Annotated in this window: 11 protein-coding genes; 7 read left to right on the top strand and 4 right to left on the bottom strand. The window is 73.1% G+C overall.

The genetic code is table 11. From position 1 onward, the window contains the following. Positions 1 to 106: 106 nt before the first annotated feature. Both PWG71_RS10665 and PWG71_RS10670 read right to left on the bottom strand, forming a co-directional pair. Positions 107 to 1,879, bottom strand: coding sequence for an ABC transporter ATP-binding protein (locus PWG71_RS10665; protein ID WP_274809473.1), 1,773 nt, complete (start codon positions 1,877 to 1,879; stop codon positions 107 to 109). A gap of 271 nt (positions 1,880 to 2,150) precedes the next feature. After that, entirely contained in the window at positions 2,151 to 3,860 is a 1,710-nt protein-coding gene (locus PWG71_RS10670) for an ABC transporter transmembrane domain-containing protein (protein WP_274809475.1), read from the bottom strand. Positions 3,861 to 4,191: 331 nt separating this feature from the next. Here PWG71_RS10670 and PWG71_RS10675 point away from each other — a divergent pair, with 331 nt between their 5' ends. The 7 genes from PWG71_RS10675 to PWG71_RS10705 all read left to right on the top strand — a co-directional run bounded on the left by PWG71_RS10675 (position 4,192) and on the right by PWG71_RS10705 (position 12,222). Beyond that, on the top strand, positions 4,192 to 5,196 hold the full coding sequence (locus PWG71_RS10675) for an ABC transporter substrate-binding protein (RefSeq protein ID WP_274809477.1): 1,005 nt from the start codon (positions 4,192 to 4,194) through the stop codon (positions 5,194 to 5,196). A gap of 410 nt (positions 5,197 to 5,606) precedes the next feature. Further along, positions 5,607 to 6,551 (top strand): ribose-phosphate diphosphokinase, encoded by a 945-nt coding sequence (locus tag PWG71_RS10680; RefSeq protein ID WP_274809478.1) that lies wholly within the window; start codon positions 5,607 to 5,609, stop codon positions 6,549 to 6,551. 219 nt (positions 6,552 to 6,770) lie between these two features. Continuing rightward, on the top strand, positions 6,771 to 9,074 hold the full coding sequence (locus tag PWG71_RS10685; protein WP_274809479.1) for an FdhF/YdeP family oxidoreductase: 2,304 nt from the start codon (positions 6,771 to 6,773) through the stop codon (positions 9,072 to 9,074). Positions 9,075 to 9,125: 51 nt separating this feature from the next. Further along, positions 9,126 to 9,722 carry a hypothetical protein gene (locus tag PWG71_RS10690; protein WP_274809480.1) on the top strand — a complete coding sequence of 199 codons (597 nt, stop codon included), beginning with the start codon at positions 9,126 to 9,128 and terminating at the stop codon, positions 9,720 to 9,722. A gap of 209 nt (positions 9,723 to 9,931) precedes the next feature. Next, a complete protein-coding gene (locus tag PWG71_RS10695; protein WP_274809481.1) occupies positions 9,932 to 10,258 on the top strand; it encodes an SCO4225 family membrane protein in 327 nt (108 codons plus the stop codon). 84 nt (positions 10,259 to 10,342) lie between these two features. Next, positions 10,343 to 11,323: a phosphotransferase family protein gene (locus PWG71_RS10700; protein ID WP_274809482.1), complete on the top strand. Its 981-nt coding sequence runs from the start codon at positions 10,343 to 10,345 to the stop codon at positions 11,321 to 11,323. A gap of 71 nt (positions 11,324 to 11,394) precedes the next feature. Further along, complete coding sequence (locus PWG71_RS10705) at positions 11,395 to 12,222, top strand: alpha/beta fold hydrolase (RefSeq protein ID WP_274809484.1); 828 nt, start codon at positions 11,395 to 11,397, stop codon at positions 12,220 to 12,222. Between the two features lie 45 nt (positions 12,223 to 12,267). On the opposite strand, the gene PWG71_RS10710 is transcribed toward PWG71_RS10705, so the two are convergent. Both PWG71_RS10710 and PWG71_RS10715 read right to left on the bottom strand, forming a co-directional pair. Further along, positions 12,268 to 12,765: a tyrosine-protein phosphatase gene (locus tag PWG71_RS10710; RefSeq protein ID WP_274809486.1), complete on the bottom strand. Its 498-nt coding sequence runs from the start codon at positions 12,763 to 12,765 to the stop codon at positions 12,268 to 12,270. 73 nt (positions 12,766 to 12,838) lie between these two features. Further along, on the bottom strand, positions 12,839 to 13,387 hold the full coding sequence (locus PWG71_RS10715; protein ID WP_446725006.1) for a class IV adenylate cyclase: 549 nt from the start codon (positions 13,385 to 13,387) through the stop codon (positions 12,839 to 12,841). Between the last annotated feature and the right edge of the window lie 323 nt (positions 13,388 to 13,710).

Consider the following 13,710-nt stretch of genomic DNA (forward strand, 5'->3'; position numbering starts at 1 on the left):
CCCGCCCGGGGAGGTCACGGACCGGGGCGGACCACCGGCCCGGCCACGGCTCGGTGTGACCGCCACCGACCGCGACCGGAGCCTCGTCGGGCACCGTCCGGGAGGGTCACGGGTTCGGAGCACCCCGCCAACCGCGCCACAGGTCGGCGTAACGGCCGCCCGCCGCGACCAGGGCCTCGTGCGGGCCCTGCTCGACGATCCGACCGTGGTCCATCACCACCACCCGGTCGGCGGCCCGAGCCTGGGTGAGACGGTGGGCGACCACCAACGTGGTGCGGCCCTCGGTGGCGGCCAGGGAGGCCCGCTCCAGACGTCGGGCACCCGCGCTGCCCGCCTCGGCGGTGGCCTCGTCCAGCACCGCCACCGGCGGGTCGGCCAACACCAGTCGGGCCAACGCCAGGTGCTGGGACTGCTCGGCGGTGAGCGCGTGCCCGCCCTCACCGACCACGGTGCGCAGCCCCTCCGGCAGGGCCCGCACCCAGGTGAGCGCGTCCACCCGCGCCAACGCGGCCTCCGCCTCGGCCTCGGTGGCCTCCGGGCGGGCCAGCCGCAGGTCCTCCAGCAGGGTCCCGGCGAACACGTGCGTCTCCTGACTCACCAGGTACACGTGTCCGCGAAGGCGGCTCTCGCCCAGGTCCGCCAAGGGCACCCCGCCCAGGTGCACCTCGCCCTCGTCCGGGACGCGCAGCCCCGTGATGATCGCGGCCAACGTGGTCTTACCGGCACCGCTGGCGCCCACCAGGGCCACCCGTTCCCCGGGAGCGATCTCCAACGACACCCCGTCCAGGGCGGGCGGGGCACCGGGACCGTATCGGTGCGCGACCGCCTTGACCCGTACCGAGGCGTCCTGCGGTTCGCGCGCGTCCCGAGGCTCGGGGGCCTCGGGCAGGTCGACCACCCCGGCCAGCCGGGCCAGGCTCGCCCCGGCCGACTGCACCTCGTTGAAGTTCATGACCAGGAACATCATCGGACCGAACAAGCGGTGGAAGTACAGGGCCGCGGCCGTCACCGCGCCCACCGTCACCAGGTCACCGCGCACCAGCCAGAAGCCCGTGACCAGCACCATCGTCAGGCCCAGGCACTCGGCGCCGTTCAGGCGCGACCCGAACCGGGTGAGCAGGCGGAACACCGAGACCGTGATGTCCATGGCCGCCCGGGAACGCTCGGCGACACGGCCCTCGTGCTCGGCCTCGACGCGGTAGGCGCGCACGGCCGCGCGTCCCCTCAGGGCGCCCATCATCGCGTGCGAACGCTCGCCCATCGCGACCCGCTCACGGGCGTAGTAGGGGCCCGAGATCGGCAGGTACCACCGGGCCGCCCACACGTACACCGGCAGGGCGCACAATCCCGCCAGCCCCAACCGCCAGTCCAGCGCGGTCATGCCCACGGCGGTCAACAGCACGGTGGCCATGGCCACGACCACGTCGGAACCGTTGCGGGCGATGCCGGCGGTGACCACGGCGACGTCGTCCCCGACCCGGGACAGCAGGTCTCCGACGCGGACCCGCTCCAGGCGGGCCGCGGGCATGTGCAGGACCCGGTCCATGACGCGTTCGCGCAACCGGGCCAGGATCATCTCGCCGGACCGGCTCACCAGCCAGCCGCCCAGGCCGGTGAGCAGTCCGCCGACCACCGCGGCGGCGGCGATGATCCCGGCGGCGCGCAGCACGGGGTCGAGCCCGGCCCCGGCGGTGATGTCGTCGACCATGGCGCCCAGCACCCAGGGCGCGATCAGTCCGACACCGCTGCCGATCAGGACGACGACCAGGGACAGGAGGGTGCCCCAGCCGCTGCGCCGCACCCCGTCGCCGAGCACGGCCCAGGTGCGGCGGGCCGACGCCGTGGGCAGCAGGTCCGCGTGTTCGTCGGTCGCGCTCACGCGGTCACCGTCCTTCCTCGTTCGGGCGTGCGCACACCCTCGTCCGTTCTCCGAGCGGGCCTCGGGGGCGTCTTCCCGTACGCGGTCATCGCCGCACCGCACCGACAGGAGCACCGCGCCGCCGAGCCGCCCGCGTACGGGGGACCCACCAGACCGACCCCCACCACAGCACACCCGCACGAGGGCGCATCGGCCCCGGCATCGGCCCCGGACAGGCGGGCACACCCCGCGGAAAAGGCGCCCCCACGCGGGGGACCCACCAGACCGACGCTCACCGCAGCACCGCCTCGCCGTAACGGGGATCGTCGCGGACCAGGTCGGCGTGGGTCCCCCGGCCCCGGACGCGCCCGTCGATCAGCACCACCACCTCGTCGGCGCGGGCCAGCAGCGCCGGGCTGCCCGTCACCACCAGGGTGGCCCCGACCGGAACGCGCTCGGCGCGGAGGGCGCTCACCCCCCGGGCGATCGCCTCCTCGGTGACGGCGTCCACCGCCGTGGTGGGGTCGTGCAGGACCAGCACCGGCGGGTCGGCCGCCAGGGCGCGGGCCAGGGCGGTGCGTTGGCGCTGTCCGCCGGACAGGTTGGCGGCCCGGTCCGTGATCGGCCGGTCGAGGCCGTCGGGGTGGCCGGTGACCAGGTCCTGGGCCCCGGCCGCACGCAGCGCGGCCGACAGGTGGGCCTCGTCGCGGTCGGTTCCGGTGGCCAGATTGGTGCGCAGGGTCCCCTCGAACAGGGTCGCCCCGTGCTCCTCCACCAGGACGGCGGCGCGCAGGGCCGCCAGGTCCAGGTCGTGGACGGGGACCCCGCCGACGGTGACGGCGCCCTCCACCTCCGTGGGCGCGGCGCGCCCGGAGAGCAGTTCCAGGAGCGCCTCGGCGTCGCGCGGGTCGGTGGCCAGCACCCCGACGGTCCGCCCGGGTTCGAGGCGCAGGTCCACCCCGCGCAGGGTCCGGTAGGTGACGTCGGCCAGCTCCACGACCGCGTCCCCCTCCGGGGCACGGTCGCCGGGGGCGACGGCGTCGGGGGCGTCGAGCAGGCGGACCAGGCGGCGGGCGGAGGCGCGGGCGGTGGCGAAGATCTGACCGACCATGCCCAGCCCCTGGACGGGTTCGGCGAGGAACTGGGCCAGGCCCACCACGGTGATGAGCTCCCCGATGCTCAGCCGTCCCTGGAGGGCCATCCACCCGGAGACGGCGGCCACGCAGGCCAGGAACAGCAGGCTCGCGGCCGACACCACGCCCCGGTAGACGCCGTTGCTGGCGGCGGCGGACACCGAGGCGCGCAGGGCCCGGGCACTGGCGGCGCGATAGCGGACGGCGGCGGCCTCGCGGGCGCCCATGCCCATGAGGACCCGCAGTCCGCCGACCAGGTCGGTGGCCAGGGCGGTGGCGCCGGCGGCGGTGGCCTGTTTGGCCTCGCTGCGCCGGGTGATGTGGGCGGCGGGGACGCGCAGCAGGAGCATCATCACGGGCACGCCCACCAGGACGCCCACGCCCAAGGGCACGTCGATGGTGAGCAGGGCGACGGTGGTGACGACGATGGCGGTCGTCATGGCGATGAGCCCGGCCCAGGCCCGCACGTACAGGGCGGCCTGTTCGGCGTCGGAGGTGGCCACCGACAACACCTCGCCGGTCCGCAGTCCGCTGCGTTCGCCGCGCGGGTCCAGGGCACGGCGGGCGGCCTCCACGCGCAGCAGGTGGGCCTCGTTCTCGGTGGCGCGCAGCGTGAAGCGGGCGCCGACGCGGTAGGCGAAGGCCAGCACCGTGAACAGGGTGAGCAGCCCCGCGACGCACAGGGCGAGCACACCGACGTCGCCGGTGACGACGGCCCGGTCGATGGTGAGGCCGATGGCGACGGGGACCAGCGCCTCGGCGAGCTGGTGGAGGGAGAGCAGGATGACGCCGAGGACGACGTCGCGACGGTTGCGGGCGAGGGTGCGCCGGGCCAGGGCGCGTACATCGACGGGGGCGGGGTCGCTCACGCGGTGGTCCCCTTCGATCCGGGGCGCACGCCCGCGCTTGAGCATGTGATCATCCGATCATTCCATTCACCTGTCGACGTGCCGCGATCAGGGTAGCCAGGTGCGCGAAGCGCGGCGAACCCGCCTCCAGCCCGCCGGACCCGGATGTGACCCCCGCCACCCACGGCCGCTCCGAGGGCCCCGCCCCCACGGAAACCGCCCCAGGGCGGGGATTCCCCGGCACCACGACGCACCCCTTCGTACCGTTGTGCGCCCGCCCCTCGGCCGCGCCACTATGATTTCGCTTAGGCAAGGCTAAGCTCATCTGATCTTCTCCCACGAATGAGGCTCCATGAACCGTGGCCCGCTGACCCGCGGCGGCGCGATCGCCGCCGGCGCGCTCTCCGTCCTGATGCTCGCCGCCTGCGGCGGCCAGGCCACCGGCGGCTCCCCCGACGCCTCCGGTGAGAGCGCCGAAGGCTACCCGGTCACCGTCCAGACCCTGTTCGGCGACGTGACCGTCGAGGACCGCCCCACCAACGTCGTCGCCATGGGCTGGTCCGACGCCGAGACCGCGCTCGCCCTGGGCGTACAGCCGGTCGGCGTCGCCGACTGGCAGGGCTACGGCGCCCCCGGTGTGGGCCCCTGGGCCGCCGACCTGTTCGACTCCGAGCCCGCCCAGCTGGCCACCCTGGAGCCGAACCTGGAGGAGATCGCCACCCTGGACCCGGACGTCGTCCTCGACACCCGCTCCGACAACTCCCAGGACCGTTACGACCTGCTCTCGCCCCTGGGCCCGGTCGTGGGCCCGCCGCCCGGCGTCGAGGTCACCTACGGCACCACCTGGCAGGAGCAGACCCGCCAGGTCGCGCAGGTCCTCGGCGAGGACGAGCGCGGCGAGGAGCTCATCGCCGGGCTGGAGGCCGAATTCGAGACGATCCGCGAGGAGAACCCCGACTTCGCCGACCTGACCATCGCCGTCGGCGCCTACTTCGACGGCCGGTACGGCGCCTACGTGCCCGGCGACGGCCGCGTGGACCTGCTCCAGAACCTCGGCTTCCAGTACGAGTCCGAGATCACCGACATGGCCGACGGCGCGTTCTACGTGGACCTCAGCCCGGAACTGGTGGAGGTCCTGGACGCGGACCTGACCATCGTCTTCCCCATCGGCGACACCGCCGACGTCCTGCGCGAGGACCCGGTGCTCCAGGGCATCGGATCGGCCGAGGACGGCCGACTGATCATCATGGACGACCCGGCGCTGGCCAACGCCTTCTCCAGCGGCTCCACCCTGGGCATCTCCTACGCCCTGGACGGCATCGTCCCCCTCGTCCACGAGACGCTCGACCGGGAGTGACCCCGGGGCGCGCGAGCCGTGCGCTCTCATGGGACCGCTCCCCGGTCGATGGCACCGGATGCCCGGTCCGACTTCCGGGGAGCGGTTCGGCGCTCCGGGGCCTTTCCGCGCTCCCACCCCGCCTTGACGTGAGATTCTCCCGCCCGCGGGCGCACCGACGTCCTCCCCATGAGCGACGCCCCGTCCGCCGAGGGCTCCCGCGTCCCCGACGGCGCCGCCCCACGGCGTCAAGGGACCGCACGACCCGCCGACCGCCGGGACGGGTCGCCTTCGGAGCGGCCCGCCCCGGAGCGTCCGCGTCGTCTTCCCAGATCATCCCCACCGCGTCGACACCCGGTAGGCCGTGAGCGGCCGGAACGCGGGCAGTACTCTCATTGCGGCCCATTCGCTCCCACGACACAGGGACATCCGTGCGAGACATCGTCATCTTCTCCGGCAGCGCTCACCCCGAGATCGCCGAGGAGATCTGCGCCGACCTCGGCAAACCGCTCTCTCCGACCCGCGTCTCCCGCTTCGCCAACGACTGCCTGGAGATCCAGCTCCAGGACAACTGCCGCGAACGCGACGTGTTCATCATCCAGCCGCTGGTGCCGCCGGTCCAGGAGAACCTGGTGGAGCTGCTGCTCATGCTGGACGCCGCCCGGGGCGCCTCCGCCGCGCGCACCACCGTCGTCATGCCGCACTTCGCCTACGCCCGCTCCGACAAGAAGGACGCCCCGCGCATCTCCATCGGCGCCCGCCTGGTCGCCGACCTGCTGTCCACCGCCGGAGCCGACCGCGTCCTGACCATGACGATGCACTCCCCGCAGGTGCACGGGTTCTTCAGCGTCCCCGTCGACCACCTGCACGCCCTCAGCGAACTCGCCGACCACTTCCACGGCGACGACCTCTCCAACACCGTCGTGGTCTCCCCCGACTTCGGCAACGCCAAGGCCGCCTCCGCGTTCGCCCGTCGACTCGACACCCCCGTCGCCGCGGGGGCCAAACAGCGCTTCAGCGACGATAGGGTCAGCATCACCTCGGTCATCGGCGACGTCACCGACCGCGACGTCATCATCCTCGACGACGAGGTCGCCAAGGGCAGCACCGTCGTGGAACTCATCGAGCGGCTGCGCGAGCACAAGGTGCGGTCGATCCGGGTGGCGTGCACGCACGGGCTGTTCACCAACGGCGCCCTGGACCGGCTCACCGCCATGGACGACGTCACCGAGATCGTCTGCACCAACACCGTCCCGCTGGCCCCCGAGAAGGTCACCCCCAAGCTGCGGGTGCTGTCGATCGCCCCGGCCATGGCCGAGGCCATCCGCCGCATCCACAACGGCGAATCGGTCAGCGCGCTGTTCAACACCCCCTGACGTCCGATCGGCCCGGCGGAGACCCCTCCCGCCGGGCCCCCACACGACGGGCCGGCGCCGATCGACGCCCCCTTCCCCACGGACGGCGACACACGGGGCCCCGTCACCACCGGAACCCGGGCCCGCCGACCACGGGCGACAGATCCCGGAACCCCGCCCCGCACGGTCCGCCCCTCGGCCCTTTGAGGCGCGCGACCCATGGGTGAGAGAATCGCGACCATGAGACGCGACCGCCCCACCGGCCCCGACCCCGCCCAGGACGCGCCCCGCGTCGGTCCGCCCAAGACCGCCGCCGCCGGGCTGCCCGCCGTGCTCAACAGCGTCAAAGAGGTCGCCGAACACGCCGGGGTGCGGCGCGGGCTGCCCGCCATGCTCGCCGTCAACCAGAAACGCGGCTTCGACTGCCCCGGCTGCGCCTGGCCCGAGGGCGACAGGCGGCACCGCGCCGAATTCTGCGAGAACGGCGCCAAGGCCGTCGCCGAGGAGGCCACCGCGCGCGCCCTCACCCCCGCCTTCTTCGCCGACCACCCCGTCGCCGAACTCGCCGAACGCTCCGGCTACTGGCTCGGACGGCAGGGCCGTCTCACCGAACCCGTGTACCTGGCCGAAGGCGCCACCCACTACACGCCCATCGGCTGGGACGACGCCCTGGACCTCATCGCCGACGAACTGCGCGCCCTGGACTCCCCCCACCGGGCCGTGTTCTACACCTCCGGTCGCACGAGCAACGAGGCCGCCTTCGCCTACCAGCTCCTCGCCCGCCAACTGGGCACCAACAACCTGCCCGACTGCTCCAACATGTGCCACGAATCCTCCGGATCCGCGCTCACCGAGACCCTGGGCGTGGGCAAGGGCAGCGTCTCCCTGGAGGACCTGTACGAGGCCGACCTCATCATCGTCGCCGGCCAGAACCCCGGCACCAACCACCCGCGCATGCTCACCGCCCTGGAGCGCGCCAAGAAGAAGGGCACCCGCGTCGTCACCGTCAACCCGCTCCCGGAAGCGGGCATGCGCGAGTTCCGCAACCCCCAGCACCCCGGCGGGCTCCTGGGGCGCGGCACCGAACTCACCGACCTGTTCGCCCAGATCCGCCTGGGCGGCGACCTCGCCCTCTTCTCCGCGCTCAACCGCATCCTCCTGGAGGCCGACCGCGACGGCCGCGCCGTCCTGGACCGGGAGTTCATCGGCGCCCACACCCACGGCTTCGACGCCTTCGCCGAGGCGCTCCTCGCCGAACCCGCCGACGCGTTCTGGGCCCGCACCGAACACGACACCGGCCTGGACCGCGCCCTCATCGAGGAGATCGCCGCCATGGCCATCGCCTCACAGCGCGTCGTCGTGTGCTGGGCCATGGGCCTGACCCAGCACAAGCACTCCGTGCCCACCATCCGCGAAGTCGTCAACTTCCTCCTGCTGCGCGGCAACGTGGGCCGGCCCGGCGCCGGCGTGTGCCCGGTCCGCGGCCACTCCAACGTGCAGGGCGACCGCACCATGGGGATCTTCGAGCGCCCCTCCCCCGCCTTCCTCGACGCCCTCGCCGACGAGTTCCACTTCGAGCCGCCCCGCGAACACGGCCACGACACCGTCAACGCCATCCGCGCCATGGCCCGAGGCGAGATCCGGGTGTTCTTCGCCATGGGCGGCAACTTCGTCGCCGCCACCCCCGACACCCACCTCACCGAGGACGCCATGCGCCGCGTCGGCCTCACGGTGCACGTGTCCACCAAGCTCAACCGCTCCCACGTCGTCACCGGCACCCGGGCCCTCATCCTGCCCACCCTCGCCCGCAGCGACCGCGACCTGCACCGGGGCCGCCCCCGCTGGGTGACCGTGGAGGACTCCATGAGCCGCGTCCACGCCTCCCACGGCGTCCTGGAACCCCTGTCGGAGCACATGCGCTCCGAAGTGGACATCGTGCGCGCCCTGGGCTCCCGCCTGTTCGGCGAGACACCCGTGGCCTGGTCCGCCTTCGCCGACCACGACCGCATCCGCGACCACATCGCCGCCGTCGTCCCCGGCTTCGACGACTTCAACGCCAAGGCCCGCCGACGCGACGGCTTCACCCTGCCCCACGGGCCCCGCGACGAGCGCCGCTTCCCGACCGCCACGGGCAAGGCCAACTTCACCGCCAACGGCACCCACGCCCCGGAGATCCCCGAGGGTCGTCTGCTGCTCCAGACCCTGCGCTCCCACGACCAGTACAACACCACCGTCTACGGGCTCGACGACCGTTATCGGGGCATCACCGACGGCCGCCGCGTCGTCCTGGTCAACCCCGACGACGCCGCCGACCTCGGCCTGGCCGACGGCGCCCACGTCGACCTGGTGGGCGAATGGCCCGACGGCCGCGAACGCCGCGCCCCCCACTTCCGGGTCGTGCACTACCCCACGGCCCGCGGCTGCGCCGCGTCGTACTTCCCCGAGACCAACGTGCTGGTACCCCTGGACTCCACGGCCGAGGTGAGCAACACCCCCACCTCCAAGTCCGTGCTGATCCGCTTCGAACCCGACTCCGGCGCCTGACCCGCGCCGGGCGACCCCGGCCGCCCCGCCCCGAGAGGGACCACCGACCCCGTGCTGCCCAAGACGCTCGACCACATCGCCTCCTGGTCCTGGGAGGTGAACTCCGACGACGACGACCTCACCCTCGCCGACGCCTGCGACCGACTCGCCACCGCCGCCCACGTCCTCACCGACGAGGGCCTGTGCGTGCCCCGCACCATGAAGGTGTCCTGGCTGCGCGCCGGCGAGGGGTACTCGGGCTTCGCCTCCCTCATGGACATCGATCCGGCCGCCGCGCTCACCGCACCGGACATGGCCCGCGACGTTCCCATCGGCCGCCCGGCCGGGCTCCCGGACGCCGAACCCCAGTCCATCACCCTGTCCGGACCGGGCGCCTGGATCGACGCCCAGGGCCGCGAGGAACGCGAGCACGACCTGGTCGACGCGACCGTCTACCTGGCGCCCTGGTTCCTCGACATCACGGTGGGGGTCCGCCACTCCATCTGGCGCCGCACCGACTTCTCCGGTCGCCCGCATCCCCAGGTGTACCGCCGCAACGCCCCCCGCCTGGCCCGCGCCCTGGAGGGGATCGAGAAGGCCCTGGACCTGGAGACCGCCCCCGGCGAACCCACCTCCTACGGCGTCCCCGACAAGTACGGCATCACGTGACACCGCCGGGCCCGCACCGCTACCCCCGAGGCGGTACGCCACCGCGTCCTCCGAAGGACCGGGAGCGGCCGTCGCCCACCGGTGCCTCCCCCACGTCCCACCCACGAGGCCTCCGGCACCGGCCGCCCCGCCGGCGCCTGAGTACGCGCACCCGTGCGCTCCGTGCCGACGCCCGCCAGGCTGAAGGGGACCGACACGAAAGGGACCCTGTGAAGAACCTCCTCGCCGCCGCGGTGGACAACACGCCCTCCCGCCTCTACCTGGCCGCGGCCGCCCTCCTCCTCGGCTGGGCGGCCTACACGCACCTGGGGCCCGGCTTCCCCGAGACGAGCATGCCGGAGATCGCCCTGGCCGCCTACCTGCTCCCGTGCAGCGTGCTCGTCATGTCGGTGTTCTCCCTGTTCCCGGAGATGTCGGCGCAGACCGACCCCGTCGTGCTCTGGTCCCTGTTCGTCCTGGGCGCGTTCGGCAACGCCCTGCTCATCGGCGCGGTCGTCCGGGGCGTCCGCCGACTGCGGCGCCCCGCCCGTCCCTGACCCCGTCCGCCCCCGGGAGGGCCGCGCCACGATGCCGGGCGCTACGGCGAACACGCACCGGCGCGCCTGGCCTAGGCTCGCCCCGTGAACACCCCCCTCGTCGAGGCCCTCCTGCGCTCCGCGCTCGGGCCCCGCTCCCGCGTCCGCCACCACGCCCCGCTCACCGGCGGCACCTACAACACCGTCCACCTGGTCACCCTCGCCGACGGCACCGACCTCGTCCTCAAGATCGAACCCCCGTCCCACCAGCCCCGTCTGACCTACGAACACCGCATCACCCGCGCCGAAGCCCGCGTCTACGCCCTGGCCCGCCCCGCCCTGGGCGCCCTGATCCCCGAACCCCTGCACCTGGGCACCGTCCCCGACCAGCCGGGCCGCCACTACCTGGCGGCCACCCGGCTCCCCGGCGTCCCCTTGGACCGGGTCCGCGAGGGCCTGACCCCCGACGGCCTCGCCGGCGTCCGCCACGACCTCGGCAGGGCCGTCGCCGCCCTGCACACCATCACCGGCGAGGCGTTCGGCTACCCCGAGAACCCGCCGCTGCGCGCCCCCACCTGGCCAGAGGCCTTCACCGCCATGGTCGAGGCGGTCCTCACCGACGCCCACCGCCACGGGGTGCGTCTCCCCCGGGCCCCCGACGAGATCCGCGCCCGCCTGCGCACCCACCTGTACCGTCTGGAAGCGGTGCGCACCCCGGTCCTCGTCCACTTCGACCTGTGGGACGGCAACGTCCTGGTCGACGGCGCCCCCGACACGCCGGCGCTCAGCGGTGTCATCGACGGCGAACGCGCCTTCTGGGGCGACCCGGTCGCCGATCTGGCCTCCCTGGCACTGTTCGGCGACATCCGCCGGGACACGGCCTTCCTCACCGGTTATCGCGACGCCGGCGGCCATGTGGAGTTCACCCCGGACACGCTCCACCGGTTGGCGCTGTACCGGACCTACCTGTACTTGATCATGTACACCGAACCCGCGACCCGCGCCGTCCCGACCGAAGAGGCCGCCCGTCTCCGCGCCTTCATCGGCCCCCTCCTCGAAGCCGAACTCGACACACCGGGCACCTGAGGCGAATCCTCCACCACACGACGGGTACCCCTCCACCATCGGCCCACCGACCCCTGCGCCAAGGAGCGACCGTGACCGGAGTCCGCACCACACCCACCGGGGGCGACGTCCACGTATGGGAGACGGCGGGCACCCCCAGAGCGCTCGTCCAGCTCCAGCACGGCTACTCCGAATACGCCGAACGGTTCGTGACCTCCCACAACACGCTCATCCCCCACCTGGTGGAACTCGGATTCGAGGTGTGGGCCGCCGACCTCGAAGGCCACGGACGCGCCCCCGGCCGCCGGGGATCCCTGGACGCGCGCCGGGCCGTCATCGACCACGTGCTCCTGCGGCGGCGCATGCGCGCGAGGGGCCTCCCGGTCCTGCTGTTCGGACACTCCCTCGGCGGGCTCATCACGGCGGGCAGCGTCACCGTGGACCCCGCCGACGTCGACGGTGCGGTGCTGACCGCCCCCGCGCTGCTCCCGCTCCCCCCGCCCCCGGTGCGCGCCGCCGTCGACCTGCTGGGACTGTTCCTGCCCACCGTCCCGGCGCCCCTGCCCAAACAGCCGCCCTCACGGCTCACCCACCTCACCGAGCAGATCGAGGCACTCGCGGAGGACCCGCTGTTCTTCCGAGGACGCCTGCCGATGCGGGTGGCCGCCACCGCCCTGGAGGTCAACGCGGGCGTCCGCCGCCGCATCGCGCACTGGCGCACACCGTGCCTGGTCGTGCACGGCACCGAGGACACCGTCACCGACCCGGAACAGAGCCGCCTGTTCGTGGAATCGCTGCCCGTCGACGACAAGGAGTTCCACCCCGTCGAAGGCGGCTACCACGAACTCCTGCACGACACCGCCGGCGACCGTGTCCTGGACCTCATCACCACCTGGCTGGAGGCCCGCACCAAACGGTGACCTTCCTCCCGGAGGGGAGGAGGTCGAGGGACCACCCGCCACGGATCACCGGTGGTCCCGGCCTCGCCACCCGAGGGCTCGACCCAGGAGTCGGGCCCGGACACCGGCCAGGTCCCGCTCTTCGACCCCCGCCTCCAGGAGGTGGGCCCGTACGTCCAACCCGTCGAGGACGTCGAGGACGCTCCCCCGGAGCGTCGTCCCCCGTTCGGCCATCAGGGACTCGATCATCGGCCCCCGGTCCCGTCGTCCCATCGCGGCGAAGAGGGGGACGAGTTCGGCGGTGGAGAGTGCGTAGTCGTCGGCGATCGCGTCGGCCCGCACCCCGGCCAGGACGAGCAGCAGCAGGGACACCAGGCCGGTGCGGTCACGTCCGGCCCCGCAGTGGAACAGGACACCGCCGGGCTCGGCTCGGGCCAGGGCGGTGATCACCGCTGCGCACCGTTCCGCCTTGCGTTCGAGGAAGGGGCGGTAGTAGAGCGGGGTCCCGTTCAGCCCTCGGTCGTTGACGTCCCGCCAGAATTCGAGGTCCTCGACATCGTCCAAGGGCACCTCCAGGCGGATCGTTCCCGCCGGAGGGACCGCTCGTGCCGACGCCACGGGGAACACCGAGGATCCGCTAGGCCCTGGCGGAACGGACGAGGGAGTCATAGGTGTCGGTGGTGCGCTCTACCGGTACTTCGAGGGCGCGTACCCAGGCGTCCAGTTCGGCCTGTACGGCCCAGCCGTCGCGGTCGTCGGTGACCGTCGCCTCGACCTCGATGAACAGGCCCGCGGACTCGACCTCGTCAACGCAGACGGACCACTCCCCCACGGTGCCCGAGCACCGTGTCTTGACAATGCGCACCGTGGGCCGGAAACCCATGTGGACGAGGGCCTCGTGCATCTGCTGTCGGTCGGCCACGATGCTCTCGGCCTCGGAGCACTCCATCTCGTTCGAGAGCGGCGTCTTGACGGTGAACAGATGCCGGCCGTCCTGGGTGGTGCGCAGCCGCGCGAAGGGGACCCCGACCTTCGAGAGGCCGTAGGCCCAGGCCTCAGGGGCGTAGGCCTGATCATCCTGGTGAACCGGACTGCCGAGTTCCACCCCGGCCCGCTTGAGCGCCGCCGACAAGGCCTCGCCGTCCCCACTCCGCACCTGGTATTTCGCCTCGATCTCCCGCACCATGGGCCTCTCGTGTCTCGGTGTCACCGTCTCGGTGAGCCTAACGAGCACAGCGTCGGATGGCAGGGGTTTCAGGATCCGGGACTCGCACACGCGGGCAGGAGAGACGCTCTGGTTGCGGGGGCGTCGGTGAACGCGCGTCGGGGAAAGCCCCACACCAAGGGGAGTCGGGCGCTCGGCCGACGGTGCCACACTCGATCCCGCCTGGCCCACGGTCGGGACAGCCTGCTACGGGATCCCGCTCACCGCCGCCTACCGGCGCGGTACTCCACGGGCACTCGGGACCCGGGCCTTGCCGGTGGAAACGCTTCCGCGCCCAGTGCGCG

Source organism: Nocardiopsis sp. N85 (assembly GCF_028882275.1).
Classification (GTDB): Bacteria; Actinomycetota; Actinomycetes; order Streptosporangiales; family Streptosporangiaceae; genus Nocardiopsis; species Nocardiopsis lambiniae.